Here is a 26,227-nt window from a genome sequence, read left to right on the forward strand (position 1 = left end):
ATAGAATGAGGTTCATTTATGAAAATTTTGCCTGAAGCTTTAACGTTTGATGACGTTCTTCTCGTTCCCGCAGCTTCCTCCGTTTTGCCGTCCCAGACAGACGTGAGCACTCAGCTTGCTCCGAACATTAAGCTCAACATCCCTGTGATCAGTGCTGCTATGGATACCGTTACTACGGCTCCCCTGGCAATCTCCATTGCTCTTCAGGGTGGTCTTGGCATTATTCACAAGAACATGAGCGTCGAAGAACAGGCCGAAGAAGTTCGCAAGGTCAAGCGCTGGCAGTCCGGTATCGTTAGCAATCCGGTGACCCTGGAAGCTGACCAGCCGGTTTCCGCTGCATTCGAAATGCGCGCTGCCCATAAGATTAGCGGTTTCCCCATTCTCAAGAATGGCAAGCTGGTGGGTATGCTCACTAGCCGCGACCTCCGCACTATCTCCGACTACAATGTGAAGATTGAAAAGGTGATGACCAAGAATCCGGTCACCGCAAGCCCGAAGATCAGCCTTGCCAAGGCTAAGGAACTCCTGGCCGAAAAGCGTATCGAAAAGCTCCCGCTGGTGGACAATGCAGGCAACCTCAAGGGCCTCATCACCATGACCGACATTCTGAAGCGCGAAAACAACCCCTCCGCAAGCCTGGACAAGAATGGCCAGTTGCTGGTGGGTGCTGCTGTCGGTACCTCTGCAAATACTCTGGAACGCGTTGCAGCCCTCGTTGACGCTGGCGTCGACCTGTTGGTGATCGACACCGCTCACGGCCACCACATCGGTGTCCGCAACATGGTGAAGACCGTCCGCAAGAAGTATCCCAAGCTCACCATCTGCGGTGGTAACGTTTGCACTCCGGAAGCTGTTACTGAACTTGCCAAGTGCGGTGCCAACATCGTCAAGGTGGGTATCGGTCCTGGCTCCATCTGTACCACCCGTATCGTGGCTGGCGTAGGTTACCCCCAGTTCTCCGCTGTTGTGGAATGCGGCAAGGCTGCACGCAAGGCTGGCGTCAAGATTATCGCTGACGGTGGTCTCAAGTTCTCTGGCGACATCGTGAAGGCTCTGGCCGCTGGCGGTCACGCCGTGATGATCGGTTCCATGTTCGCAGGTACCGAAGAAGCTCCGGGCGAAGTCATTCTCGCTGATGGCCGTAGCTTCAAGAGCTACCGCGGTATGGGCTCTCTGGGCGCCATGGCTGCAGGTTCTGCAGACCGTTACTTCCAGGGTGGCATCAAGGAACCCCGCAAGTTCGTTCCGGAAGGCATCGAAGGCCGCGTTCCTTACAAGGGACCGCTCCGCGATACCATTTACCAGATCATCGGTGGTATCCACTCCGCTATGGGTTACGCAGGTGCTGCAAACCTGAAGGAACTCTACGACAAGGCTACCTTCGTTCGCATCACTGGTGCAGGTCTCCGCGAATCTCATCCCCACGATGTGACCATCACCAAGGAAGCCCCGAACTACAGATCCGAAGGTTAATTTGGCCGCGGACTTTGGCCGCTCGCTAACCATTTGAAAATCCCGTTGCAGTTTTTAGCTGCAGCGGGATTTTTGTTTAGAAAGACTCTGTTTTGTTTGATGGGAATTTTTTTTATTATATTCAGAATAACGTATGAGGATTGGGTGAAAAGAATTTCTTTGTTTGGTATTGCGGCTTGTTTTGCCTTAGGGTTAGTCGCATGTGGTGATGATGGAAACAGCACAAACGCAGCTAATGAAGTGTCTAGTTCCTCGGAATCTATTACTTTGGAGTCAAGTTCCTCAGACGAAATCACCAGTGGTTCCGCAAGCGGTAACACTACAAAGATTGCTTACACTCTCAAACCCTTTAATGGTCCGCTGCCCAATCCTCATAAGGGCTTTACGCTCCTTACCGAAGGTGCCTGGAATTTCGTTCCCGAATTCAGGTACGGTCCCGATAAAAATGGCGCATGGGATTTGATTACCTACGGTTCCGGATATCAGCGTTGGGACAAGTTGAATCCCGGCAAGGGAGTTTACGATTGGTCCGAGCTAGAAGATTTGCTTAACGTACTTCAGGAACATGGTCTGGGTTACGCTTTGCGAGTGTTCCCTTACTCTCCCTGGTACATCACGGGTAACGATACGCCCACAAGTGAATACGACTGGACTCCTGACTGGGTTTACGAAGAGGGAGCCAAGAAGGATTTCGCCATCTTTCAGGATAATGGTGCCCGCGCCCAAGTTCCCAGATGGGATGATCCTGTCTACCTGAAGGCCGCCAAGGATTTCGCTACGGCTATGGCAGAAAAGTATGATGGGGATCCCCGCCTTGAATACATTGATGTCCGTACCTTTGGTGAATGGGGCGAATGGCACGTTTCCCATCTGGATGGTAGCGATATGCCGCCCTTAAAGGTTCAGAAGGAATTGCTGGACCATTACGCTTCTGTATTCAAGAAGACTCTGCTTGCCTTGCCTTCTGATGCCTATGGCGAAATTTACACCTATGCGTTAAGCCTTGGGATTACCAAGCGTGACGACGGCTTTATTGGAATTCCCGGTACTGCAGATTCCTTGGTGCGTGCCTACGAGGCAGGGCTTCCGACTATTGCAGAAAATATTGGCAGCTACGAAAGAATGCTGACCTTTGACGATCGTGAGTACAAAAAGTGGACTCCGGAACGTTGGGTTCACGAAATTACCACAGCTCATTTGACCTACTATGTGCTGGAACAGGAAAGCGATTGCGGATTTAAAATCTACAGTGAACACAAGGACTTGGCAGATTCCCTGACCCATGTGATCGGTTACAATTTCATGGTGCAGCAGGCTGAACTTCTGACGGTTACGGGTGACAAGGAAACTACAAATACATTGAATATCACCGTAAAGAACACGGGCATTGCTCCCTGCTTCTTTGATATTTATATGGTGGCAGAATTGGTCAACGGCGAAGGCGAAGTTCTTGAACAGCTGGGTAAAACCATCAAGGTTTCCAAGGGTACTTTCAAGGACGAAATGGTTCGTGATTTTACTTTTGCTAACTCAGTTCCTGCAAGGCTGACCAATGTGGCGGCGCTGCCGGGAGTTTCTGTGGCGCTCTCTATCTACGAAAGTGAAGAAGCTTTCAAAAGCGGAAAGAATCCTACCGTACGTTTCGATAACGACGGCCTGCAGGCAAACAATAAGCTGTTGCTGAAACCGTAATTTTGACGAGATGAAATTAGCCTGCACGAGTCTTCGTGGCAGGCTTTTTTTATAGGTTGATTTTGTCGGCTGTTCCTAGGTGTTGACGCCTTCTCCGGAACTGCGCAAATCTCGCATGGCCTGGCTTGCCATGTCATGAACTTCCTTTTGGCGAGGGAACTTGTGGTAGGGGAGAATTCCGATTTCCACGTTCTCCGGCTTGGGGTAGTTTTGAATATACTGGACGTTGGAGAGGAATACGATTTTTTCGAAGGTGCCCGCGCGGTTTTCAGAGCTCGCGCGATTTTTAGAGCTCGCGCGACATTCTGACGTACCGAACTTCTCCAGGACGTGGTCCATGGCCCTGTAAATCATCTGAAATTCCTTGGTGTTAAAGTCCGACGTAGTGTAGGTATCCACGATTTTCCCGCCAACGCCATCCTTGGAATCGGTGGCGAAGGTTTCGGCAATGTAGGCCCCGCCGCCGGCCCGTTCCTTGTGGCCGTAATCGCAGCTGCCGCCTACCCAGACGTATAAAGTGTCTTTTTCGAATTTCATTTTATGGTGCGAAAGATAAATAAATTGAATGTTTGTGCTATCTTTGAATTCATGAGGTTAGTGAGATTCGTTCTTTTTTGCTTATTGATAATCGGGTTGCCTTGTCTGGCTTCAGCCAAGTATGTGGCGGTGCTTGAGACTGTCTGCAATGACTCCACGGTCATGCCCTTTCAAGAAAGGCAGTTCATCACTAACGTGTTGCGTGCCGGGGCTGTTAAGGCCTTGCCTGCGGATTTCGGATTTACCATTATGACCCGGGATAATATCAATGCCATGTTGCCTCCCGATATGTCTATCGAGGATTGCGAGGGTAGCTGTCTGGTTGAAACGGGGCGCAACATTTCTGCCGACTATGTAGCTCAGGCTCGCGTAGGTCTCTATGGTGAAAAGTTCACCCTGACAGTTGAATTGTACGAAACGATTTCTAGTAAACTGGTTTCCAGCTTTACTGGCCGCGGTGTCGATGCCGAGGAACTGCTTGGAATTGTAGAGTCTCGAGCCCACGAATTTTTTTTGATTTGCCGTGGTAATGAACCATCTCCTTATCCGTTAGACGCACCCGTCGACGAATCCCCTAAACCCGTCGATGAATCCACTAATATAGCGCCCCCGGATTCCGCACCCGAATCGGTTGAGGATTCCGAACCCAAGATTCTCGTTCCCCGTCTGTACACTTATGCCGAGGATTCCTCCATGGTGGCCCAGAAGGCCGCTCAGGAAAAGGCTAGTGCCGCAAGGAAGGTGGCACCTGCCATGGCTGAATCCAATGTGCGAACCACCTTGATTGTCGTTTCGGCGGTAACCACCGTGATTGGTGTCGTGGGGGCATTTTTTGCCGACTATTACGCTGCCGATGCTTACGACAAGATTCCCGATAACAAGTACCAATATCGAGACAACTTGAACGACATCCGTCTGGCACAGAACCTGCGTACGGTGGGAATCATCATGGGTGCCGTTGGCGCTGTTGGCTTGGGTTTCAGTATTTTCTTTTAGGCGGTAAAGATGAACGTTAAATTTTTTGTTTTGTGCTGCCTACTTGTTTTGCCTTTTGTCGCCTGCACGGATTATGTGGGTGATTATGAAGATTTGTACGGCCACCTGGAAAACGAGTCGTCCTCTAGCTTCGATAAAAAAAGCTTTGTGGCCGAGGGGTACAGTAGTTCCAGTTCCAGCTACAGGTATAGCTCTGGAGCGAGCAGTTCTTCCTGGTACAGCAGTTCCTCCTGGAGGTATTCTCAGGAGTCATCCGTAAGTTCCTCTTCTAGTATTTCCATACCTTCGTCCTCCAGTTTCGTTTCTGGGTTCAAGGGCTCCTATGGAGTCATGGTGGATTCTCGAGACGACAAGGTTTATAGGACCGTTTCTATTGGCGACCAAGAGTGGATGGCCGAAAATTTAAGGTATACCGGGGTGGAGCACGAGTGCCGTGATGATAAACCGTCAAATTGCGATATTTATGGGGCTTACTATTGGACAACTTCTGTACAAATTTATAAGGTATGCCCGGAAGGGTGGGATGTGCCTACTTTGGGGCAGTGGGAACTTTTGGTGAATTATGCCAAGGCGAAGAAAGGTTCAATCTATTATGATGACGCCCTGAAGAGTGATACGTTGTGGTCTTTGAAACGGCAGGCCGACGTATATAATTCCCTGGGATTTGCCGCTCTCCCGTTGGGGATGGCTGATGATTGGGGTTCCCCGATGGGTATGAAAGCTCATTTTTGGACATCTTCGGCTGTTGGGACCTACGATTTAGATGATATGGATGTCTGGATCTATACCATCGAAAATACGGTTGAAGCCATGCTTTACCGGACCAAGGATATTAGGATGCCGGTTCGTTGCATTAAGAATGATATGCGGATGGGGCAAATGTTAGACGAACGAGACAGCACCATATATAAGACCGTAAAGATAGGAAGTCAAACTTGGATGGCCGAGAATCTGAATTACGAAGATCCCGATGGGGAAAGCTACTGCCGTGATTTCAACCTTGATTCTTGCCTCGTGTATGGTCGTCTATATAGCTGGAATGCTGCCCAGAAAGCCTGCCCGACAGGCTGGCGTCTTCCCGAGAAAATGGATTTTGAATCTCTTCTCGATACCGTCAAGGCTCATGCTGGCGATTTCGGGGTAGGCGAGGGTTTGATGGCTGTTGGCAAGTGGGGACGTCTGAATGCCCGTGATTTCTACGGCTTTAACGCCATACCCGCTGGGTTCCGTAGGCACGACATTTTCAGTAAGACGGATTATGCCCTGTTCTGGGGTTCTACGAATTCTGTTGCCGACGACGGAGAGACCAGTGCCCACGTTGGCCTGTATCTGAGCAATCAAAACAAGGACGTGAATTTGGACCCGTTTGCAGATGACCTGTATGAAGCCAGTGTCCGCTGCATAATGGAATAACTGTTTTTTTTCAAAAAATCCATAAGTATTTGTTTGTGGAGGGGTGATTGAGGCTGGCGAAATTATAAAATTTCGTCACGTTTCTGTATAAAATGAAAACCCCAGCTATGCTGGGGTGTTCAAGTAAAGCCTTCTGGCGATCATGAAAAAAGAAATCCTTTGGCTAAATTGATGGTGCGGTCTGCCAACTGCATCACAATAAAACCAAAGGATTAATATGAATAATAGAAATACAACTGCACATACAACGTGGAATTGCAAATATCACATTGTGTTTGCCCCAAAATTTAGAAGGAAGGTTTTCTACGGGGAACAGTTAGGCCTATTCGGAAAGAAATAACCCGTTTACGGGTAGCCGGGTAAGGACCATCGCAGGTGGCAGACTGCGTACGCGTGTTAGCGCGTGCCGTAACATAGGGCTTTGCCCGTCTATGAAGAACCACCGGCCGGTGGGTTCCTTTTTTCTGGTTTGATTTTTTATATTTGCGTCAACCAAAATATAGGGGTTAAAATATGAAAATCAAATTGTTCTGCTGCATGGCCGCTGTGGCCATGGCATTTACAGGCTGTGCCAAGAAACCCACATTCTTCGTTGATCCGGAATGGACCGAAAAGCCCACATCCGTAACCGTTGAATTCACCAAGCCCATGGTCGAAAATCAGGATGACGTGAAGGACGACCTGGAAGAATACGCCGACAATTTCAGCGCCTGGTTCAAGGCTGAATTGACCAAGGACTTGAATCTGGTCACCAAGAACTCTGTGCCTCTTGAAGTTCGCGAAGTGGGTGCCGACGAACTGGTCCACGAAAAGGATAGCATCCAGACCGTTGAATTCAATATGATGAAGCCCATGGCCATGGATGGTGACGGCTACTATCTGGTTTTCTCCAATGTGAACTTCAGCCGTCGCGAAGATTCCTACGAAAACTGGGCATACATCCAGAATGTCTCTCAAAATGGTTACGGTGCTCCTGCTAACAACAGCATGGCAACCGCAGGCCCCACCATCGCGGATAACGGTCTGTGGCTTTACGCCGACTACGCTTATTATAGCGCCAAGACTGGTAACCGTGTCGCCTTTGGACATTGGAATATCAAGAGCAAGTTTGCCTACGCCATGACCAGGGGTGATTGGGAAAAATGCGTGTTGGCTCTCGTGAAAAAGACTCTTGCAAGAACTCCGGTGCTGAAGAAGTAATAGAATTTGCGGCGCAGTTTTAGTACTGCACGTGTTATTGAAAAAGACTTGTTCTGTATTGAACAAGTCTTTTCCTTACTTTGCGGCGGGATAAGTTAGCGGCGTGTTTTCAAGGATTTCTTCTATAGAAGTCTGGATTAATCGTTTCCAGCTGTCGCGCCCTAAGTTGCGGACATATTCTTCGTTGGTGTTGAATTCGCCGTAGCCAAGGATCTTTTGGGTTCCCGTGTCGTAGAAGGCGTATCGGCCTGACATGGATATGAAGTAATTGGTGGACGATGTTGTTGGGGTGCCCGCCGCCATATTATGGGTATAGTACGAGGTCCTTTGAGTTCGTCCAAACCAGAGATTGTTCAGAACGACGTAGATTTCGGCGTCGCTGTTAAATGTCTTGGGCTTGCCGACCGTGACGGGATTTTTCCCTAAGGTCACTTTTTCTTCTAGCATTTCTTCCTTAGAAATTCTTTCGGCAGTGAAGTCAACATGGTTGGAATAGAACTTCACATTTTCTTCGAGCTGCCTTGCAAACCATACCGTGAAGTTTTCATCTTCCACAAGGACATCATCTAGATCCTCTTGATTTTCTACAACTCCGGTAGAAAAAATAAATTTTGCTTTTGCCGGTTTATTGGTCCATTGGGAATCAACAAAAAAACGGGGGCCGGAACAGCCAACGAATAAAAATGCAGCTATGGCTGCACCCAGTAAAATCTTTAAGTTCATCTTCTTAACCCTTAAAAATGAAGCTCACATGAGCGGCGAGAAAGGTAGTAAATGCTTATGCATGTGAAGGTTGGGACAGATTTACATTAGCAATGATTTTGTCATTTGCTCTACGTAAGGGATGTTCAGGGGAAGATCTGTCGTCTCGGTGGTGGCGATAAAGTTTATTCCTGGAATGTAGCCAGCGGCAGCGTAGCTTCGTTGTTTTTCTATAGCGTTTCTGGCGTAATTGGGATTGTCCATCATGCCAAAATGTTCCCAGATGAATTCCTGACGGGTGCGCTTGTTTAAGCAAGTGAAGTCGGGATAGAATGTGACTGCCTTGCTTTGCATGAGGTCGGCGTCTTGATTGAGGGTGCGTCGGCGAATGTTGTTCGTCGGTGTTTCGGCGGTTATGCTTGACGTATCCCCGATGATTAATTCCAGCGGGGCTTCGTAACGAAACGGAATGTTGTGGCGGGCGAGGCATTCGGCGATAATCACCTCAGATTTGGAACGGACCCGTAATCCGCTATTAGTGAAATGTTCTGGAGTATCCTTTGCGAAAAATTTTCCACTGTATGGCTTGGCTTGCCATTGCGCTGCAAATTCCTCGTCGGTTAGGAGCAAAGGCGTTACGAATCTCCTTTTGGCTTCCGTAAGGTTTGTATGAACCGCAATGATGTCTTCGGGATGAAAATCCTTTAGGAATCGGGCTAGCGCCTTTTGTTGCCTTTCAATAATACGGTTGCATTTTTCGAGGTACTCTTTTTGCGCAAGTGATGAAATCAGCTTGGAGTCAGACTTTGGAATGTATTTTCCGTTAGTATCTCCTTTCGTTGTGATGTGATAGTATTGAGGAGTGCCCTTGTTGATGGCGATGCGTAAGGATCCTTGCTGTTTTTTGGCCTTGCTTCGGAAAATTCGCTGAGAAAGAGCGGATAGTTGAACAACGACATCTTCCAGGATGTTGCGAATTTGGGTAATTGGTGTTTTGACAAGATGATTTTGCATTTTTTACCTATAAATTGGAATGTATTTGGTGTATTATGGGTATAATTTGGGTCGGAACCTGGTTATTTGTAAAGATGTTTTTTTTGAATTACCTATAACAGACTTGAATACTGGTTTTGTTATAGGTAGTGTAGGGCTTTTTTTCCTGATTTGGTTAAATTTTGTGTTAGTTTGTTTATAATTTTACCTATAAGAATTGAAAAGGATCATTTTTTATGGGTATAAATTCTGTTTAGTATCTTTTTTTCGTTGTAGAGAACCTCCTGAAACAAAAAAGGATCCACCCCGAGGGGCGAATCCTTAATAAATTATGTGTACTGCGCTTTTTAGAGGGGGCGACCCATGCAGGCTCACTTTGCAAGCTTTTGACGCCTTTGGCGTCCGCTGCTGCGTTCGGTCATGCCGACAAATTTGCTTGTCGGCGCGACTCTCACTTTGCAAGCTTCTCAGTTGCAGCAGCGACGCTGAGCAGGTCGGCTTCCTGGAAGGGCTTGCCGATCCACTGCAGGCCAACGGGCAGGCCGCCAGCCATACCGCAAGGAACGCTTACGCCGGGGAGACCGGCCAGGTTCAGGCTAACGGTGTAGATGTCGCTCAAGTAAACTGCCATGGGGTCGCTTTCGTTCATGCCACACTTCAGCGGGAGACCCGGCATGGTGGGGCTGGCGATTACGTCGCATTCTTCGAAAGCCTTGTTGAAGTCGTCGGTAATGAGGCGACGGACCTTCTGAGCCTGAACGTAGTAGGCATCGTAGAAGCCTGCGGAAAGCACATAGCTACCCAGGAGGATACGGCGCTGCACTTCCTTACCGAAAGCTTCGCTGCGGCTCATGGAGTACAGGTCGATCAGCTTGCGGGCATCCTTGCTGCGGTAACCGTAGCGAACGCCGTCGTAGCGGGAAAGGTTGGAGCTAGCTTCTGCAGTTGCAATGATGTAGTAACTGGAAACTGCGTTGCCGATGTTGGGGAGGCTTACTTCCTTGATGGTGGCACCTTCGGCTTCCAGCTTCTTCAGCATGGCTTCGATGGCTGCCTTGCATTCAGGATCAAGACCTTCGGCGAAGTATTCCTTAGGAACGCCAATGACCTTGCCTTTCACGCCAGCGTCCAGCTTTGCTGTAAAGTCTTCTGCGGGGCGGGTGCTGGTGGTGTTGTCATGGGGGTCAACGCCAACAATAGCGTTCATCAAGATTGCTGCGTCCTTGACAGTAGAACCGAAGGGGCCGATCTGGTCCAGGGAGCTGGCGTAGGCCAACAGACCGTAACGGGAAACGCGGCCGTAGGTGGGCTTCAGACCCACGACGCCAGTGCAGGCGGCGGGCTGACGGATAGATCCACCAGTGTCGGAACCAAGTGCGCAGGCGACGGTACCGCTGGCAACAGCTACGGCAGAACCACCGGAGGAACCACCCGGAACGCGGGTTTCATCCAGAGGGTTCTTAACAGGACCGAAATAAGAGGTTTCATTGGAAGAACCCATGGCGAATTCGTCCATGTTGGTCTTACCGATGATGATGGCGCCTGCAGCTTCCAGCTTTTCGACAGCGGTAGCGGTGTAGGGGGCCACGAAATTTTCAAGAATTTTGGAAGCGGCGGTGGTGCGGGTTCCGACCAGGCACATATTGTCCTTGATGGCGACGGGGATGCCGTCAAGAGCACCCAGGGTCTTGCCTTCGGCGCGACGCTTGTCGGATTCAGCAGCCTTTTCCAAAGCACGTTCGTTGAGAACGGAAATGTAGGCGTTCAAATTCTTAGTAGCTTCGACCTTAGCCAGAGCTTCTTCAGTGAGCTTCACAGAAGTTGTGGCGCCGCTAGCCAATTGAGCTTGCAATTCTTCAATAGTAATCATTACCTTTCTCCGGACCATTTCATAATGTAGATGCCGACAACCATGCCGATGATGCTGGCGAAGTTAATCTTGAAGCCAACGCCAAAGGCAATCTTGATCATGTACAAGTCAAGAACCACGGGTTCCGGCTTGTCGGGAAAACCGATATTAAAGGGAAAAGCTGTAACAAACACGTTGTGAACGATATTGTTGTAACCACCCGCATTCATCAATTCACCGAGTTGACCGAACAGCACTCCCAGGCATTCTCCCAGGACACCGCCGATAATCAAGCCCAGTACAATAAAAAGCACGAGACGTGCAAATGTATTCTTATGACTCATGAGCTCAAATATAAAAAAAGGGGAGAGATAAGGGCAGCGAACAATGAAGAGTGAACAGTGAATAATTACGAATTACAAGATATGATATAACGTTAGGCGTCGTTGGCACGATAAAAAAACTCCCATCTACCTACTGTCTACTTCCTACTACTCAATCGACCAGTCAATGGGCTCCAGCCCTTTACTTTGCAGGTAGGCGTTTGCCTTGCTGAAGTGCTTACAACCAAAGAAACCGCGGTAGGCCGAAAGGGGGCTGGGGTGGGGTGCGGTCAAGATCAGATGCCCGCGGCCGGGAGCCACCAACTCCTGCTTCTTGATGGCGAAACTGCCCCACAAAAGGAACACCAGGTTTTCGCGGGTGGCCGAAAGCCTCTTGATGATGGTGTCAGTAAATTGCTGCCAACCGATTCCCGCGTGGCTTGCGGCCTGGTGGGCGCGAACTGTCAGGGATGCATTCAAAAGCAAGATCCCCTGCTGAGCCCAGGATTCCAGATTGCCATGGGGCGGCGGGTTGATTCCCAGGTCGTCGTGCAGTTCCTTGAAAATGTTGATCAGCGAAGGGGGCGGCTCGATTCCCATGGGTACAGAAAAGCAGAGGCCATGGGCCTGACCCGGGTTGTGGTACGGGTCCTGTCCGATGATAACGGCCTTGACCTTGTCTACAGGGCAGAAGTCCAGCGCTGCGAAAATTTTAGAGGCCGGCGGATACACCACATGCTGTTTGGCGCGTTCGTCTAAAAGCGTATTCTTAATTTGTTTGAAATAATCCTGCTCAAATTGGTCGCTGAGCAGGTTCAGCCAGGATTCTTCGAGTTTTACAGCCATAACTACTTGTGGAAATTAACGTTAAACCAGCCGGTCTTTCCGTCTGAGGATTTTGCGATGCCGCAGGCGACGGAACTGTACTTGGTACTGCTCATGTTGAGATAATGACCGATGTAGGAGTAGTCTTCCGATTTGTTGGGGTCGCGCTGGCCGCTTTCCACCAACTTCTTTTCGTTCCACATCATTTCTAGGTAGTAGTCCACGATTTTCTCTTCGGTTCCCATCCAGGAAAGTGAGATGTTGGGGCCGGAGTTCTGGGCAAATTCACCGCAGTCCCCGAAATGACCATGGGCCGAGTTTGCCTTAAGGTCGGCTGCGGCCTGTTCTTCGACACAAGTCTGCTTTGCTTCGGGGGCAAGAACTAGGGACGTCAGACCTTCTGTGGCGCGGTACTTGTTAATTACGTCTAGGCAGTAACTGCGCCAATCCGATGCTTCTGCAGTTTCACTGCTTGCCGGAACGGTCGTTGACTCGCTGCTTGCCGGGGTTGCGGAAGATCCGTTGTTGGATGAACTGCTTGCGCTAATATTTCCGTCTTCTTTTGGGGAACTGGAGGATGTTTCCGCAGACTGATAATTAGAACAGGATGAGGTTTCGTCTTGGACAGAAACGCTGGAGGAATCGTCACCGCAGGCAACGAACATCAATGCTGCAGAAACTGTAAAGATAGGGAAAAGCTTGAACATACAAGAAAAAATAATATAAGAACGCCGGAATGTCACAACAAACCTTCTCGCCGTGGGTCGTTCTGAACTTGTTTCAGAATCCCATGGCCGCACGAGACCCTGTGCTCCCTCTGGGTGACATTAGGCGTCATCGGCGCGATAATAAAAACTCATATCTGATATCTCATATCTTGTATCTGATACCTAGCCATGAAAACATGGAAATGTTTTGTATAAAATGTAAAATCGGAGTTTTTTTTTGTGACCATCGATAATTAAATATGGCTTTTCGGCCTATCCGACGGGTTTCTATAAAAGTTATGGAAACATTTTCACGGGGAATGGCGATTCGCTAAAAAATAAGCCTCCGAAGTTCAAAACTCCGGAGGTCTTTTTTAAACTCGTTCTGCCAGGATTGCGATTTTCTCGCCTTTGTGACGGGTGTAGAAAAGTATGGCTTCTTTCTTGCCCTTGGGCTTTAGCCTCTTGATTTCTTCGGTGGGGTCTACCTTTACACCGCGAAGCTTTAGGGTCAGCTTGCCGATGTTATGTCGCTTGAGCATATCGCGGACGGCGCTGGTGGCGATTTCACAGTTGTCAAGAATCTTGAAGTTGGCAAAGGCGGGGGAGGGGAGCGGACTTTCGCTTGCCACGTAGGCGATGCCTTCTGAAATCAGGTGGGCGTCTGAGTTTGCGGCCTGGGCCACGCTTCCAAAAAGGTGGCTGCGGATCAGCAGTGCCGTCGGTTCTGCCAGGTATTCCGAAACTTCGCCGACGGGCAAGTCGCTTTCGCTGGTGGCGTTGCGGAAACTTCTTTCGCAGCCGGGCAGATCGTGTTCGGCGTCCTTGTTGGAGGCTGCCTGTATCTCGGTTAGCGTTCCCTGCCAGATTGCATCCGTACCATCTGCGGCTTTTACAACCTCGCCGTTTTTATCCACCATGATGGCCCGAACTTTTCCGGGGTTCTTTGCCAATGCGCCAAACAGCGCCAGCAATTCGCGGCAGTCGGCGTGGCTTCCTAGGTAAACCAGTTCTGCATCCTGGGGAATTTCGTTGGTGGGGTAGCCGGGAGGAAGTTTTGCCATGCCGCCCTTGTAGTGCCTTGAAATTTCAAGAACCTCTTCGAAGGTGGGGGTGAGATTGCGGAGGTCACGCTGGTTTTCGCCTTCTACGGCACGGCGGGCAGGGTCGATGGTAAAGAAGTCTGCTTTTTCTTGTGCGGGGGAGTCGCCATTTTTGCGGGCGATTTCTCGAACGTCCCCGGAGATCGTCGAACTGGATTCGCCGCGGAAATTTTCTGTGTTGTAGGCGTACATCTGCAGACGGTCGGGGTCCAGGTCTACGCCAGTCACTTTGAAATTCTGGGGAATAAAGAAACTGTCGCCGCCCATGCCGCAGCAGAGGTCGTGTACCCGCGGGCTTTCGCCAATGTTTTCGGCTCCCGCTTGCCACAGGTTTGCCTTGTAACGGCCGATATCCTGGGCGGTACTCTGTTCCAAAGCTAGGCGGTCGCATAGCAAAAAGGCGTCGCTGCCTGATTTCTTGCCGGCTTCGCCAAAAAACTTTTCACGAAATTTGGGGACCAACATCATGTAGTCCATGATGGCGGCCCGTTCTTCATTGCTGTATCCGGCCTTGTTCAGTGCTGTAGAAATTTGCAGGGCATCCATCTTCTTCTTGATGGCGCTGAGGATGAATTCTTGTACGGCAGGGGATATGAGCAGGTCGGAATAAAGCATTGTTGCAAATTTAGCTTTTGTTGAAAGGGATTTGTGCTAGAAAAATGTTTTTAAAAGTAATCTAAAAGTATTGAAAAGTTGTTGATATGTAGTAAAAAAGTAATCGTTGACACCCTCGCAACGAATGTTAAGATTTTTTATCTTTGTCGCCAGATTTGATTCAGTGGGATTGGTGAGTCAAATTTATTGTTTTGGTAGTTGGATTCCCAATCTTAGGTAAGTGTATGAATGTACATGAGAAAATGAAAGCATTTGATGCTTTTCAGTTTTTCGGCCAGTTCACCTTTAACCGATTCTTTAAACAAGATAAGGCTAACAGGTTTAATGATCAATACAAAGCCGTCGTTGCCCCCCAGGGGCGCGATGGAGGTTCCAGTCGGTATCGCTTTGATGCTTTCTGGGGATCTCGCCCTTACGATATGGGCGTTGTCTCTAGGGATATCGATGGAAACCTGGTTGCTCCGACGTGTGTTACTTTGTCGGAAAGTGGCGCCAGCCTAAGATATATGCAGCTTGATAACGGATCTGTAGACGTAAGGCTTTACCCTGCAAGAACGGATACCGATCGGGCCGATTCCGTACAGTTTATCCGATTGGGCTTGTATAAGAATCCCAGAATGCTTTTGAACAGTACAATCCTGCGCAAACATTGGAATGCCATGTACACGGTCATGGAAAACACGTCTATCTTGGGCAGCCCTTCCTTGGTATCTCAGGCAAAGATGTTCTGGTTGCTCCATGGCAAGGTATACTACAAGGATGGTTCCCTCCGTGCGCCCAGGGATCTTGTTTATCTCAAGAAGGTCCTTAACTACGTTTCGACGATTGTGTTTTGCGCCATGACGTTGAAAGTGGTTCTGTAAAACGATAAACTGCTGACTTTTTACCAACAGTTAACGAATGTTGCCCCGTAAAAAGGGTAAATTTAACTGTATGGGAAAGATTAAGGGTATTATTGGGTTTGCTGCACTGGCTTTGATCGGGTGCGGCGGCAGTTCCACTGAGGCGTTGCCTGATGAATTGGGCAATGAACCTTTGCCGGAAAGTTCTTTTGAGGTTCTTCCAGAAAGTTCAGCTGACGATTTTTTGACCAGTAGTTTTGTTGACGTGTCCGTCAGCAGTTCTGCCGACGAAATTCCTCTGAGTTACTCGGATGAACCTTCTGTAAGCAGTTCTTCAGACGGACCCATCTGCAGTTCCGCAGACGAACCTATCAGCAGTTCTTTGGATGAACCTACCAGCAGTTCTTTGGACGAACCGCTTCCCGGTTCTTCTTCCAGTTTGCGTTCTCATCCCGAGTATTCCAAAATCCTTGGTGCCGATGTTTCCCAGATGCAGGAATATGAAGCCAAGGGTATCCGTGTTTTGGATGTGGATGGATCGCCCAAGGATATTTTTGATTTGCTCTGGGATCACGGTTTCAATTATATCCGCCTAAAGACTTTTGTGGGCCCCAGCGCCAGGTATGGCTATGCCGCTCCGGGTTGCAATCAGGGGACTGGTGAATTCCCCCAAAATGTGGAAGCGTTTGGCGACAAGGATCATGTGGTGGCTTACGCAAAGCGGGCCAAGGCGGCGGGTTTCAAGCTGCTGCTGGATTTCCATTATAGCGACAACTGGGCCGATCCGGGCAAGCAGATTATTCCGGAACGTTGGCGTGGTGTAAGAACTTCTGACGCCATGGCCGATTCCGTTTATGCTTACACCAAGGATGTTCTGTTGGCTTTGCAGGCTGCAGGTGCCTTGCCCGAAATGGTGCAGGTGGGTAACGAAATTACCAACGGCATGCTCCGCGAAATTCCCAAGAGCAATACGGATTGCTGGGGCAATAACGTTCAGGCGGCCGATGGGGCCGTTAGCGGTGTCATGAGCAATGCAACAGGAATCGCCAATACGGCGAAATATCTGGCCGCAGGTTCCCGGGCTGTCAAGGAGATTTCGAACAACATAAAAGTTGTATTCCATATCGAAAGTCCCCACAAGACAAATACCGTAGATTGGTGGATGTCTTCGATCATCAAGAATTCCAAGGTGTCGCCGGATGTAATGGCTTTCTCCGCCTACTCCGCTTACGAGCATGGCAATCCCGATTCCTGGAAAAACTTGATGACCAACTTGGGCAAGACTTACACGAATCTGGAATTTCTTATTGCCGAATACAATGGTTCCTCAACGCCTGATAATTACGGCTTTGACGGATCCCGTGTAAAGACCCATCAGGTGATGGAACAGGTGCCCCGCGCTCTGGGCGCATTCATCTGGGAGCCGGAACGTTCCGGTGCCTGGGGCACTGCGTTGTTTGACTGGGTGGGCGGCGATTTGAAGGCCAACAAGCGGGCTTTTGACGAATACGAAGTTCTTTTTTAGAGCGGTCTCCTCTTGATTACACCAAATATTCAAGGGGAGATTTTCTACATTCTTCTATATGAAGATTGAAGATTGGCGTAATCGTATTGATGAATTGAACGGAGAGCTGATTGCTCTTCTGAATAAGCGTGCCACCTATGCAACCGAGATTGGCAAACTGAAAAAGGAATTGGGCTTGCCCGTTCTGGATGCTTCTCGTGAACAGGCCGTTTTGGACCGTGTGGGCTCTATGACCGAAGGCCCCCTTTCTTCTGATTCCATCAAGAGAATCTTCCAGGTGATTATGGAAGAGACCCGCAAGGTTGAGGACTAAAAAATGCAACGCATTACTCTCGTTGGTTTTGGTTTGCTGGCCAGTTCCGTTGCCGCAGCCATTAAGCAGGCGAAGTTGCCCACTATCGTTCGTGCCGTCAGTTCCCCCTCTACTTTGGAACGCGCCCGCGAAGTAAAGTTGGCCGATGAATTTTTCGGTTACGATGATACCGCATCCTGGGCCGAAGGCTCTGACTTGATTTTGCTGTGCAGCCCCATTCTTCACATTCTGAAGACTATCGACGCTCTTTCTAAGGTGCAGTTGCCGGCCGGCCATAAGAAGATTCTGGTCAGCGACATTGGCAGCACCAAGGTTGAAATTTGCAAGGCGGGTGCCAAGCTGCCTGAACCTTTCTGTTTTGTGGGAAGTCACCCCATGGCCGGTTCCGAGAAGCGCACCATGGAATATAATGATCCCAGCATTTTCGAGAACGCATACTGGTTTGTGTGTCCGCCCGATGGTGTCGAAGAATCCGCCTATGCCGACTTGCTTCAGCTGATTTCTTTTGTGGGTGCCCATTCCGTTGTGTTCCCGCCGGAACATCACGACCGTACCATGGCCTGGGTTAGCCATATGCCCCAGATGCTCAGCTCCACATTGGCTGCCAGCATGCCGGAACGTCTGCTCAAGTACAACTACCAGCATTACGCCGGACGCGCCTTTAGGGACATGACCCGCATTGCGGCCAGCGGCTGGAACATGTGGCATGACATCGCCGTTACCAACCGCAACGAAACGGCGCTTGCCCTCCGCGAAGTCCGCGACGGCCTCGACAAGACTATCGCCGCCATGGATAGCTTGCAGGTGGTTTCTGACGGAACTCCCGCCGCTGCCGACTGCTCCGAAAATCTGGAGTCCATCTTTAAGGCCGGAAACGATGGTCGCGCCAGCCTGTTTGCTCCTGGCCGCAATGCTGCCGCCGCCTTCTCCGAAATTACGGTTCCCCTGAAGGATGAACCCGGTGCCTTGCTCAGCGTGCTGAAGCCCTTGGCCGAATGGGGGCTGAATATCCGCGATATCGAACTGATGAAAGTCCGCGAAAACGTGGCCGGTACTTTGCTTCTGGCTTTCAAGACGCCCGACGAAGCCCGCCGCGCTATTCAAATTCTTACCGCCTTGGATTACGACGTTAAGGAACGCTAATGGAATTTTTGCTGAACCCCGACCGCGAGCGCATGGAGCTCACTCTGGTGATGGCCCTCTTGGTAAATGGCCGTACCGTTCTGGAAGACTTCGCCTGGGCCGCAGGCTCCGAAAAATTTGCACAAGCCCTTAAGGAATTCGGACTGAACTACGAACAGCAGGGCCACCAGCTGGTTCTTGAAGGCAAGGGCTTTCAGTACAGTCTGCCCTCCATGCTGCCTATGGATTTTGCCGAAGACGCCAACGTTCTTCTTTGGACGTTAGCTTCTAAGGATGCAGAACAGATTTACACCTTTGCTGCCGAAGCTGACGAGGCCGGTATTGCCCAGGTGGCTTCTGCCAAGGAAACGCTGCAGAAGTATTTCAAGGTAAAGCCCGTTACCGATGAACCCGCCAAGTTCGTATTCACCTTCTGCGCCGACGAAATTGTAGCCAAGAAGGATTCCCTGGGGAATTTTACTTACCCCATGCGCAACCGCTTGCTGCTTCGCGCCTTGATCCGCAACGACTATACCACTTTCGAAGAAAAGGGTTCGGTTCACGATCAGTGGACCAAGATGCTCATGTACTTTGGCGTGAACCTGAAGTACGAAACCCGCGGCATGGAACAGCTGACCGAACTGGAACGTCGTATGATGATGGCCCGCGGTCAGAAGATTGAACGCACCCAGTTTACGGAACTTTCCGAGACCAAGGTGATTACGGGTCGCGATTATTTTGTGCCCGGCGATTCCACCGAGGCCATTGCCTTTATTTTGCTGGCGACTATTGGTACGCTCCCCAAGAACACGCAAATTGTTTTGAAGAACGTGGAATTGAATTCGTCTCGCGCCGGGGCATTGACCTGCCTGAAACGCATGGGCGCAAGCTACGAAGTGACCAGCCGTCGCGAACGTTATGGTGACGTGTACGGTGACATCGAAATCTTTACGCTGGCTTCTGGCAAGCGCTTGCAGGGACGTCGTTTTTCTGAAGATGTGATTGCCACGGGGCTTGAGGAATTTCCCTTCTTGGCGGTGGCGGCTTGCTATGCCGAAGGCGAAACCATTTTGCGTCTGCCTAAGGAAGTCCGCAAGCAGATGCGCCCCGTTAACGAAAAGCTGGCTGAAAACCTCCGTAAGACCGGTGCCGAAGTTGGCGTCTACGATGACGGCCTGGTAATCCGCGGTCTAGAAACCATCGTGAACGGTTCTGACTTTGACGGCGGAGACGTTCCTCAGAATGGCTTGGCCTTGAGCGTTCTTTCGCTGGCCTTGCAGAACGATGAACCGGTGGCTAATAGCGACGTGATTGAAACGGCTTATCCTGGCGTTCTCGAAAAGTTGAACCGCGTTATCGAAGAAGCTAACAAGAAGCCTGAGGCAGAAACCAAGTAAGGTGTTTTATGTTCAAGACTATCGGCATTATCGCTTGGAAAGAAAAGAGTACGGACCTGGCTCTTGCGCTGAAGCAGATTCACGCATGGGGGAGTGAACACCCCGAAGTCAAGTTCCTGGCTCTTGAAAACCTGAAGGAACTGGTTCGCGCTCCTGTAAAGGTTGTTTCTGAAAAGGCCTTGCTGAAGTCCGACTTGCTTTTGGCCATTGGCGGTGACGGTACCGTGCTTTCGGCGGCCCATATGGCTCTTGGTCATAACATTCCCATTCTGGGTGTGAACGCTGGCCGCGTCGGGTTCCTTGCCGAGACCCGCGTCAAATGCCTTTCCCAGACCCTGGATGACTTGCTGGCCGGGGTGTATTCTACCCGCGACCGCATGATGATCGACGCTTCTGTGTATCACGGTAAGAAGTGCATTGCCAAGCAGACCGTCTTGAACGAAGTCCATTTCCGCGCCCACGCTCCCGAACGTATGGTGAATGTGAACGTGGAATACAATGGTACCGACTATACGGAATACTGGGCCGACTCCCTGCTGGTTTCGACTCCCACGGGCTCCACTGCATACAACCTTGCGGCAGGTGGCCCCATTATCCATCCGGCCACATATGCCGTGGTGCTGACTCCTGTGGCTCCCGGTAGCCTTTCGGTACGTCCGCTGGTCATGTCTCTTACAGATAAAAAACTGGTGCTGCGTCCGGCCGCAGGCAAGACCCTGGACTTGGTTTTCGATGGCCGCACCTGTATTCCCCTGGAACCGGATGATTATGTCGTTCTGACTCAGAGCAAATCCTTTACCACCTTCCTCCGCATGCGTCATACGGGTTTCGTGGGCGCTCTCCGCGAAAAGCTGGGCTGGACAGGCTCTCCCAAGAAAGCCTAAGGTTTTTCTAGATAAATAAAATTTTCCTACCGCTTTTCTATATTTATGCATATGAGTGAATCTTTGCATAATGGTAGTCTTTGCCCGGTTGTTCCCCAGACTTTTAACAAGGATTATGGGGATCAAGGTTTTTTGCTTGAGAATGGCAAGACTCTTCCTGCTTTGGAAATTCGTTACGAAACTTACGGCAAGTTGAATGCCGAAAAGAATAATACCGTTTGGGTCACCTCTCCGCTGACCGCCGATGCCCACGTGGCCGGTTATTATTCCCCCGAAGATAAGAAGCCCGGTTGGTGGGATGCTCTCATTGGCCCGGGTAAGCCTGTGGATACGGATCGTTTCTTTGTGGTGTGCAGCAACATTCTGGGTGGCTGCAAGGGCTCCACTGGCCCCGCAAGTATCAATCCTCGCACCGGCAAGCCCTACGGCAGCACTTTCCCCACCATCACCATCGGCGACATGGTCCACGCCCAGAAGGAACTGGCTGACTATTTGGGAGTCAAGGAACTTTACTGCGTCATTGGCGGTTCCATGGGTGGCTTCCAGGCCATGAAGTGGGCGATCTACTATCCTGAACTGGTAAAGCGTTGTGTTCTGATTGCAACGTCTCCCCGTTTTAGCAGCCAGGCTCTCGGTTTTGAAATTGTGGCCCGCGACGTGATTACCCAGGACCCCAATTACAACAATGGCGATTATTATGAATCCGCTCACCCGGACGTCGGACTTTCCAATGCCCGCAAGCTGGCTCACATTACCTACCTCAGTGCCGTAGGAATGGAAAAGAAGTTCAAGCGCGCCCAGGATCATGAGCACAAGAATCACGCCATTACTTACAGCACTCCCTTTGACCTGGATCTGCCGCTGGAAAGCTACCTGCGCTACCAGGGTGCGAAGTTTGTGGACCGCTTCGATGCCAACAGCTACCTGCATATTGCCCATGCAACCGATAGCTTCGACCTGGAAACGGAATACGGTTCCCTGGAAAAGGCTTTTGAGAATGTGCAGGCCGAAGTGCTGAACGTGAACCTTTCTACGGACTGGTTGTTCCCGCCCCACGAATCCCGCCGTATTACGAGCGCCTTGCTGAACGATCGCAAGGTCGTGACTAGCCTTGAATTGGATACGCTGTTCGGTCACGATGGCTTCCTCATCGAAGATGAAGATCTGGGTAAGGCGGTAGGCCGATTCCTGGATAGCAAGTATGGAGCCTTGACTGGCAAGCAGACCATTCCTGTTTTCCACGACCAGAAGGATTTTGAACTGCTGGGTTCCATGGTCAAGGAAAATAGCCGCGTGCTGGACCTTGGTTGCGGTAGCGGCGACTTGATCGATTACCTCCGCCGTACCAAGAATGTGATTGGCCTTGGTATCGAAAAGCGCATGAAGGACATTATGGACTGTCTGGAAAACGACGTCCCCGTGGTCCAGCGCGATTTGGATGAACGCGGTATTTCTGATATTGAAAGCGACAGCTATGACTACGCCATTATCAACCGCACCATCCAGGAAATTCGCGACCCGGTGGCCTTGCTCAGCGAAATCCTCCGCGTGGCCAAGCGCGTTATCGTGACTTTCCCCAATTTCGGTCATTGGTCTGCCCGCGGTTCCCTGATGCTCCACGGTCGTATGCCCAAGTCCAAGGAACTGCCTTACGAATGGTACAACACACCCAACATTCGTTTGCTCACCGTTAAGGATTTCTACACCCTTTGCGAAAAGGAAGGCCTTAAGATCGAGAAGATGGCGTTCCAGAATGAACAGTGCCTTAGCAAGTTCCTGACCGCCGTTGGCCTCAAGAACTTCGGCGCCGAACACGTAATTGCAATGGTAAGTAAGCAGTGAGTTGTGAGGCGTGAGTTCTGAGCTGGAGAATGGCGCCGTAGGCGCAAAATTATAAAAACGCGTAAGCGTCAATTGTTTAACCTCAAAGCGAGCTGTGCGAGCGACCTCTTTCCTGAAAGTGCGAAGCACGAGCTCGGTACTAATTATGGCTATTTTATCGATGACTGGTTTTGGCAAGAGTGAGTCCATGTTCCAGGGCGCACCTTGTGTGATTGAAGTTCGTAGCGTGAATAACCGTTTTTTGGACATCAGCTGCAAGCTTCCCAAGAACCTGGCTTATCTTGAAAATTCCTTCAAGAATCAGATCAAGGAAAAGCTGGTTCGCGGTTCTGTGATCTTTAGCGTTACTCTTGGTGCAGGCACTGGCGGTAATGTTCCCGTTTCCTACAACGAACAGGCCATTGCGAAGTTTGTGGAAATCACAAAGGCAATGCAGACCAAATTTGGAATTGCCGGTGATATCAAACTGGAAAACATCATGGCCCTGCCTGAAGTTCTGCAGTTTACCGACAGCGGTGCCGATACCGAAGCTCTTGAAAAGCACTTGGCCGACGAACTGAACAAGGCCCTGGAGAAGGTGAACGAAATGCGTGCCAAGGAAGGTGCTAACCTGGCAGCCGACTTGACAAACCGCGTGGACCATCTGAATGCCGTTCTCGAAAAGGTTGAAGTGCTGGATCCCAAGCGCATCGAAAACTGGAAGGTCAAGTTCCGCGACCGCATCAACGTGCTTCTGAAGGATTCCGAAATCGACGAAGTCCGTCTGCTGCAGGAAGCCTGCATCATGGCAGACAAGTTGGACATCAAGGAAGAAATCACCCGCTTCAAGAGTCATAACAAGTTGTTCCTGAACGCCCTCAAGGAAGGTGGCGCCCAGGGAAAGAACCTTGGCTTTATCCTTCAGGAAATGGGCCGCGAAGCAAACACTTTGGGGACCAAGTGCCAGGATGCTGAAATTGCCGCTCTCGCTATTGAACTGAAGAACGAAGTGGAATGCATCCGCGAACAGTCTCTCAATATCGCCTAAGCAGAACATTTTTTTTGAGCAAAATAAAGCTTCAGGAGTGATCCTGAAGTTTTTTTTACTATAAATTATGGGAAATTTGCGGGTTATCTTCCCCAAAATTGAATTCCTGTTCTATATTTAAGAACGAAGAAGGAACAAGTTGCGTCGTATGACGTTTTTAGACTAAGTTCAAAAGATTTTTTGCTAAATGATTGCATTAAAGAGCTCCTCCTAACCCCCCTGGGTTGGATACCGTAAGGTGTCCAACCCTTTTTTGTTTGCGGTACTTACTGCTTTTTACACACTTTATTTTTTTATTTGGATTCAACTCTGTAATTTTTTAGTAATAAGAATTAAATTTTATCCGAGTTTTGGTTTTATGCACCGTCAAATTCATGAGGATTCTGTGAAATACATCCCCACGATTCGTTCTGCGTTGACCGCCGGCGCGTTCTCTCTGGCCGCAATGCTTTTTTCCGCCTGCCTTGATACAACAGAAGTTGTTGAAACGGTGGATCCCGAAACCATTCCCGTTTCTCGAGTGGACACCTTGGTCATCAGGGACACCCTTGTTGTCAAGGAAATGCCTGGCGAAACCTTGAAAGATACGTTGGTCGTCAAGGACACTTTAGTTGTAAATGATACCTTAGTCGTTAAGGACACTCTTGTTGTAAAGGATACCCTTGTCAATAACGATACTCTGGTGGTTGCATCCGACACATTGGTGGTTTACGACACCTTGGTTCGGCTGGATTCCGTTTTCCATGTGGATACCCTTTATCAGCTGGATACCTTGGTGGTTCTGGATTCCATTTTTAGCAAGGATACCATCTATTCCATTGACACTGTTGTCCAGAAGGATACACTTTATGTAAAGGCTCAGGCTCCCATGGCGTATTTTGTTCGCGTCGAGGACGTTCTTGAAAGCCTGAAGGATAATGAAAAGGCAACCTTGATCTTGCGCCACGCCGAACGAGGCAATGACTATTCTGCGTCGGGTGGTCTGAACGATAACGGCATGAATCAGTCTCGAGAATTTGGTCAAAAACTGAAGAACTTTACGGACGTCCATTTCTATAATACCGAGATCAAACGTTCCTATGAAACTTGTGCCTACATTGCTGAGGGGATGGGCTTGTCTTCCTTCGAAAACGACACCTTGGCTGAATTGAAGGATTCCTGGCTGATCAAGGATGAGGAACTGTATGTGCAGAAGAAAGGCGATGTCAGCAGTTGGATTGTCTTCTCTCGCTGGGCCTATTCCGGGGGCTACACGGGCGTGTTCTACGATCTCAACGAAAAGATGGTGGAACTGCAGAATTTGCTGGCCGGGGATTACGATAGCATGAGCAAGCTGAACGTGGCCATTTCCCATGACCTGCTGGTGGTTCCTCTGGTGGCATGGGCTACAGATCGACAGCTGAATTTGCGTTTTTATGAAACCCAAAGCAATAAGCAGTGGATTAATTACCTGGCTGGTGTCGCCTTTATAGTCAACGACAAGAATGAGGTCCGCATTATTCCCGTTTGCGGCAGGAGCAAGGGGACCATGGAATAGCTGGTTTCTTTTGTGAACAAAATTACTTGATGAAATTGCCCTTTTCTTTAAAGAAAAGGGTATTTTTTATAAAAACTTTAACAGGGATCGGGTCCTAATGGAAAATTTCAACTTTTATAGTCCTACGGAATTTGTATTTGGCCGCGACCGCGAAAATGAATGCGGTGCATTGGTAAAAAAGCATGGCGGTTCCAAGGTCTTGCTTCATTTCGGTGGCGGTTCTGCCGTTCGTTCCGGATTGATTGACCGCGTTAAGGCAAGCCTCGATGCCGCAGGCGTTCCTTTCGTAGAACTGGGTGGAGTTCACCCTAATCCGCTGGATACCAAGGTCTACGAAGGCATTGAAATTTGCCGCAAGGAAGGAATTGACTTTATTCTCGCTGTAGGTGGCGGATCTTCTATCGATAGCGCCAAGGCTATTGCCATGGGCGTTCCCTACGAAAGGGACTTCTGGGATTTCTATTGCGGAAAGGCCGCTCCGGCTGTTGCCTTGCCGGTGGGTACAGTGCTGACCATTGCCGCTGCAGGTTCCGAAGGTTCCGGCGACTCCGTCATAACCAAGGAAGATGGCATGCTGAAGCGCGGTGCCGGTGGCGATTGCATCCGTCCCCGTTTTTCTGTGCTGAACCCGGCTCTCACTTGCACATTGTCGGCCTATCAGACTGCCTGCGGTGCAACCGATATCATGGCTCACGTTTTTGAACGTTACTTCACCAACACTACCGAAGTGGAAGTTACCGACCGTCTTTGCGAAGCGGTTCTCATGACCATGGTGAAGGAAACTCCCCGCGTTATTGCTGACCCCAACAACTACGAAGCCCGCGCCAACATCATGTGGGCAGGCATGGTGGCTCATAACAATATCGTCGGTGTTGGCCGCGGTCAGGACTGGAACAGCCACGCCATCGAACATGAACTTTCTGGCATGTATGACTGCGCCCACGGTGCAGGTCTTGCTGTCATTATGCCCTCCTGGATGGAATACGTCATGGACCACAATGTGATGCGTTTCTGCCAGATGGCTACTCGTGTATTCGGCTGCGCCATGAATTTCGAAAAGCCCGAAGAAACGGCTCGCGCAGGTATTCGCGCATTCCGCAGCTTCCTCAAGAGCATCGGCATGCCCATCAACTTTGCTGAACTTGGCGCCAAGGAAGAAGACATTCCCGAAATGGTGCGTAAGCTGAATCCGGGTAATGGCTGGGGCTTTAAGCCGCTGAATGCCGACGACGTGACTAAGGTTTATCAGATTGCCGCCAAGGCAACAGTTTAATTTAGCTGTGAGGTATGAGGTCGGCACTTCGTGC

At 49.9% G+C, this 26,227-nt stretch carries 23 protein-coding genes and 1 pseudogene; 16 read left to right on the forward strand and 8 right to left on the reverse strand.

Annotated features, from left to right (window positions below):
• Nucleotides 1-18: 18 nt before the first annotated feature.
• A complete protein-coding gene (gene guaB / locus BUB94_RS05510) occupies nt 19-1,476 on the forward strand; it encodes an IMP dehydrogenase (protein ID WP_073158156.1) in 1,458 nt (485 codons plus the stop codon).
• A gap of 144 nt (nt 1,477-1,620) precedes the next feature.
• Entirely contained in the window at nt 1,621-3,168 is a 1,548-nt protein-coding gene (locus BUB94_RS05520; RefSeq protein ID WP_175549682.1) for a beta-galactosidase, read from the forward strand.
• Nucleotides 3,169-3,243: 75 nt separating this feature from the next.
• Here BUB94_RS05520 and BUB94_RS05525 read toward each other — a convergent pair whose 3' ends face one another.
• On the reverse strand, nt 3,244-3,705 hold the full coding sequence (locus BUB94_RS05525; RefSeq protein ID WP_073234900.1) for a hypothetical protein: 462 nt from the start codon (nt 3,703-3,705) through the stop codon (nt 3,244-3,246).
• 51 nt (nt 3,706-3,756) lie between these two features.
• Here BUB94_RS05525 and BUB94_RS05530 point away from each other — a divergent pair, with 51 nt between their 5' ends.
• The 4 genes and pseudogenes from BUB94_RS05530 to BUB94_RS05545 all read left to right on the forward strand — a co-directional run bounded on the left by BUB94_RS05530 (nt 3,757) and on the right by BUB94_RS05545 (nt 7,314).
• On the forward strand, nt 3,757-4,701 hold the full coding sequence (locus tag BUB94_RS05530; RefSeq protein WP_139259133.1) for a hypothetical protein: 945 nt from the start codon (nt 3,757-3,759) through the stop codon (nt 4,699-4,701).
• Nucleotides 4,702-4,710: 9 nt separating this feature from the next.
• Nucleotides 4,711-6,114: an FISUMP domain-containing protein gene (locus BUB94_RS05535; RefSeq protein ID WP_083538123.1), complete on the forward strand. Its 1,404-nt coding sequence runs from the start codon at nt 4,711-4,713 to the stop codon at nt 6,112-6,114.
• A 217-nt stretch (nt 6,115-6,331) separates the two neighbouring features.
• A pseudogene (locus BUB94_RS17155) lies at nt 6,332-6,427 on the forward strand (transposase); the annotation flags it as partial.
• Nucleotides 6,428-6,627: 200 nt separating this feature from the next.
• Nucleotides 6,628-7,314, forward strand: coding sequence for a hypothetical protein (locus BUB94_RS05545; RefSeq protein ID WP_073234908.1), 687 nt, complete (start codon nt 6,628-6,630; stop codon nt 7,312-7,314).
• 75 nt (nt 7,315-7,389) lie between these two features.
• Here the strand turns inward: BUB94_RS05545 and BUB94_RS05550 are convergent, their stop codons facing one another.
• The 7 genes from BUB94_RS05550 to BUB94_RS05580 all read right to left on the reverse strand — a co-directional run bounded on the left by BUB94_RS05550 (nt 7,390) and on the right by BUB94_RS05580 (nt 14,431).
• Entirely contained in the window at nt 7,390-8,037 is a 648-nt protein-coding gene (locus BUB94_RS05550) for a hypothetical protein (RefSeq protein ID WP_073234911.1), read from the reverse strand.
• A gap of 81 nt (nt 8,038-8,118) precedes the next feature.
• The gene (locus BUB94_RS05555) at nt 8,119-9,030 is read right to left on the reverse strand and encodes a hypothetical protein (protein ID WP_073158173.1); all 912 of its coding nucleotides are present in this window, start codon (nt 9,028-9,030) and stop codon (nt 8,119-8,121) included.
• Between the two features lie 430 nt (nt 9,031-9,460).
• Nucleotides 9,461-10,879 carry an Asp-tRNA(Asn)/Glu-tRNA(Gln) amidotransferase subunit GatA gene (gene gatA / locus BUB94_RS05560; RefSeq protein ID WP_073158175.1) on the reverse strand — a complete coding sequence of 473 codons (1,419 nt, stop codon included), beginning with the start codon at nt 10,877-10,879 and terminating at the stop codon, nt 9,461-9,463.
• Nucleotides 10,879-11,202, reverse strand: coding sequence for a DUF4321 domain-containing protein (locus tag BUB94_RS05565; protein ID WP_073158178.1), 324 nt, complete (start codon nt 11,200-11,202; stop codon nt 10,879-10,881). Before BUB94_RS05565 ends, gatA begins: the two co-directional genes overlap by 1 nt.
• A 147-nt stretch (nt 11,203-11,349) precedes the next feature.
• Nucleotides 11,350-12,027, reverse strand: coding sequence for a uracil-DNA glycosylase (gene ung / locus BUB94_RS05570; protein WP_073234914.1), 678 nt, complete (start codon nt 12,025-12,027; stop codon nt 11,350-11,352).
• Nucleotides 12,028-12,029: 2 nt separating this feature from the next.
• Complete coding sequence (locus BUB94_RS05575; RefSeq protein WP_073234916.1) at nt 12,030-12,713, reverse strand: CAP domain-containing protein; 684 nt, start codon at nt 12,711-12,713, stop codon at nt 12,030-12,032.
• Between the two features lie 374 nt (nt 12,714-13,087).
• A complete protein-coding gene (locus BUB94_RS05580) occupies nt 13,088-14,431 on the reverse strand; it encodes a class I SAM-dependent methyltransferase (protein WP_073234919.1) in 1,344 nt (447 codons plus the stop codon).
• 242 nt (nt 14,432-14,673) lie between these two features.
• Here BUB94_RS05580 and BUB94_RS05585 point away from each other — a divergent pair, with 242 nt between their 5' ends.
• The 10 genes from BUB94_RS05585 to BUB94_RS05630 all read left to right on the forward strand — a co-directional run bounded on the left by BUB94_RS05585 (nt 14,674) and on the right by BUB94_RS05630 (nt 26,193).
• Nucleotides 14,674-15,294, forward strand: coding sequence for a hypothetical protein (locus tag BUB94_RS05585; RefSeq protein WP_073234922.1), 621 nt, complete (start codon nt 14,674-14,676; stop codon nt 15,292-15,294).
• A gap of 70 nt (nt 15,295-15,364) precedes the next feature.
• Nucleotides 15,365-16,798, forward strand: a complete 1,434-nt coding sequence (locus BUB94_RS05590; RefSeq protein WP_073234925.1) for a glycosyl hydrolase 53 family protein — start codon at nt 15,365-15,367, stop codon at nt 16,796-16,798.
• A 58-nt stretch (nt 16,799-16,856) separates the two neighbouring features.
• Entirely contained in the window at nt 16,857-17,111 is a 255-nt protein-coding gene (locus tag BUB94_RS05595; RefSeq protein WP_073158195.1) for a chorismate mutase, read from the forward strand.
• A gap of 3 nt (nt 17,112-17,114) precedes the next feature.
• A complete protein-coding gene (locus BUB94_RS05600; protein ID WP_073234928.1) occupies nt 17,115-18,254 on the forward strand; it encodes a prephenate dehydrogenase/arogenate dehydrogenase family protein in 1,140 nt (379 codons plus the stop codon).
• Nucleotides 18,254-19,630, forward strand: coding sequence for a 3-phosphoshikimate 1-carboxyvinyltransferase (locus BUB94_RS05605; RefSeq protein WP_073234931.1), 1,377 nt, complete (start codon nt 18,254-18,256; stop codon nt 19,628-19,630). Before BUB94_RS05600 ends, BUB94_RS05605 begins: the two co-directional genes overlap by 1 nt.
• Nucleotides 19,631-19,638: 8 nt before the next feature.
• Nucleotides 19,639-20,514: an NAD(+)/NADH kinase gene (locus BUB94_RS05610; RefSeq protein ID WP_073158203.1), complete on the forward strand. Its 876-nt coding sequence runs from the start codon at nt 19,639-19,641 to the stop codon at nt 20,512-20,514.
• A 51-nt stretch (nt 20,515-20,565) separates the two neighbouring features.
• Complete coding sequence (locus BUB94_RS05615) at nt 20,566-22,356, forward strand: homoserine O-acetyltransferase MetX (protein ID WP_083538131.1); 1,791 nt, start codon at nt 20,566-20,568, stop codon at nt 22,354-22,356.
• 145 nt (nt 22,357-22,501) lie between these two features.
• The gene (locus BUB94_RS05620) at nt 22,502-23,383 is read left to right on the forward strand and encodes a YicC/YloC family endoribonuclease (RefSeq protein ID WP_073234934.1); all 882 of its coding nucleotides are present in this window, start codon (nt 22,502-22,504) and stop codon (nt 23,381-23,383) included.
• Nucleotides 23,384-23,741: 358 nt separating this feature from the next.
• Nucleotides 23,742-24,920 carry a histidine phosphatase family protein gene (locus tag BUB94_RS05625; protein WP_073234936.1) on the forward strand — a complete coding sequence of 393 codons (1,179 nt, stop codon included), beginning with the start codon at nt 23,742-23,744 and terminating at the stop codon, nt 24,918-24,920.
• A gap of 97 nt (nt 24,921-25,017) precedes the next feature.
• Nucleotides 25,018-26,193 (forward strand): iron-containing alcohol dehydrogenase, encoded by a 1,176-nt coding sequence (locus BUB94_RS05630; protein WP_073234939.1) that lies wholly within the window; start codon nt 25,018-25,020, stop codon nt 26,191-26,193.
• Nucleotides 26,194-26,227 lie beyond the last annotated feature (34 nt).

Origin of the sequence: Fibrobacter sp. UWH9 (assembly GCF_900129715.1) — a bacterium.
In the GTDB taxonomy this organism is placed as follows: Bacteria; Fibrobacterota; Fibrobacteria; order Fibrobacterales; family Fibrobacteraceae; genus Fibrobacter.

Bases quoted from the DNA above. Each gene is read 5' to 3' on its own strand.
- guaB (WP_073158156.1), top strand. From the start codon at position 19: ATGAAAATTTTGCCTGAAGCTTTAACGTTTGATGACGTTCTTCTCGTT.
- BUB94_RS05525 (WP_073234900.1), bottom strand. From the start codon at position 3,705: ATGAAATTCGAAAAAGACACTTTATACGTCTGGGTAGGCGGCAGCTGC.
- BUB94_RS05530 (WP_139259133.1), top strand. From the start codon at position 3,757: ATGAGGTTAGTGAGATTCGTTCTTTTTTGCTTATTGATAATCGGGTTG.
- BUB94_RS05535 (WP_083538123.1), top strand. From the start codon at position 4,711: ATGAACGTTAAATTTTTTGTTTTGTGCTGCCTACTTGTTTTGCCTTTT.
- BUB94_RS05545 (WP_073234908.1), top strand. From the start codon at position 6,628: ATGAAAATCAAATTGTTCTGCTGCATGGCCGCTGTGGCCATGGCATTT.
- BUB94_RS05550 (WP_073234911.1), bottom strand. From the start codon at position 8,037: ATGAACTTAAAGATTTTACTGGGTGCAGCCATAGCTGCATTTTTATTC.
- BUB94_RS05555 (WP_073158173.1), bottom strand. From the start codon at position 9,030: ATGCAAAATCATCTTGTCAAAACACCAATTACCCAAATTCGCAACATC.
- gatA (WP_073158175.1), bottom strand. From the start codon at position 10,879: ATGATTACTATTGAAGAATTGCAAGCTCAATTGGCTAGCGGCGCCACA.
- BUB94_RS05565 (WP_073158178.1), bottom strand. From the start codon at position 11,202: ATGAGTCATAAGAATACATTTGCACGTCTCGTGCTTTTTATTGTACTG.
- ung (WP_073234914.1), bottom strand. From the start codon at position 12,027: ATGGCTGTAAAACTCGAAGAATCCTGGCTGAACCTGCTCAGCGACCAA.
- BUB94_RS05575 (WP_073234916.1), bottom strand. From the start codon at position 12,713: ATGTTCAAGCTTTTCCCTATCTTTACAGTTTCTGCAGCATTGATGTTC.
- BUB94_RS05580 (WP_073234919.1), bottom strand. From the start codon at position 14,431: ATGCTTTATTCCGACCTGCTCATATCCCCTGCCGTACAAGAATTCATC.
- BUB94_RS05585 (WP_073234922.1), top strand. From the start codon at position 14,674: ATGAAAGCATTTGATGCTTTTCAGTTTTTCGGCCAGTTCACCTTTAAC.
- BUB94_RS05590 (WP_073234925.1), top strand. From the start codon at position 15,365: ATGGGAAAGATTAAGGGTATTATTGGGTTTGCTGCACTGGCTTTGATC.
- BUB94_RS05595 (WP_073158195.1), top strand. From the start codon at position 16,857: ATGAAGATTGAAGATTGGCGTAATCGTATTGATGAATTGAACGGAGAG.
- BUB94_RS05600 (WP_073234928.1), top strand. From the start codon at position 17,115: ATGCAACGCATTACTCTCGTTGGTTTTGGTTTGCTGGCCAGTTCCGTT.
- BUB94_RS05605 (WP_073234931.1), top strand. From the start codon at position 18,254: ATGGAATTTTTGCTGAACCCCGACCGCGAGCGCATGGAGCTCACTCTG.
- BUB94_RS05610 (WP_073158203.1), top strand. From the start codon at position 19,639: ATGTTCAAGACTATCGGCATTATCGCTTGGAAAGAAAAGAGTACGGAC.
- BUB94_RS05615 (WP_083538131.1), top strand. From the start codon at position 20,566: ATGAGTGAATCTTTGCATAATGGTAGTCTTTGCCCGGTTGTTCCCCAG.
- BUB94_RS05620 (WP_073234934.1), top strand. From the start codon at position 22,502: ATGGCTATTTTATCGATGACTGGTTTTGGCAAGAGTGAGTCCATGTTC.
- BUB94_RS05625 (WP_073234936.1), top strand. From the start codon at position 23,742: ATGCACCGTCAAATTCATGAGGATTCTGTGAAATACATCCCCACGATT.
- BUB94_RS05630 (WP_073234939.1), top strand. From the start codon at position 25,018: ATGGAAAATTTCAACTTTTATAGTCCTACGGAATTTGTATTTGGCCGC.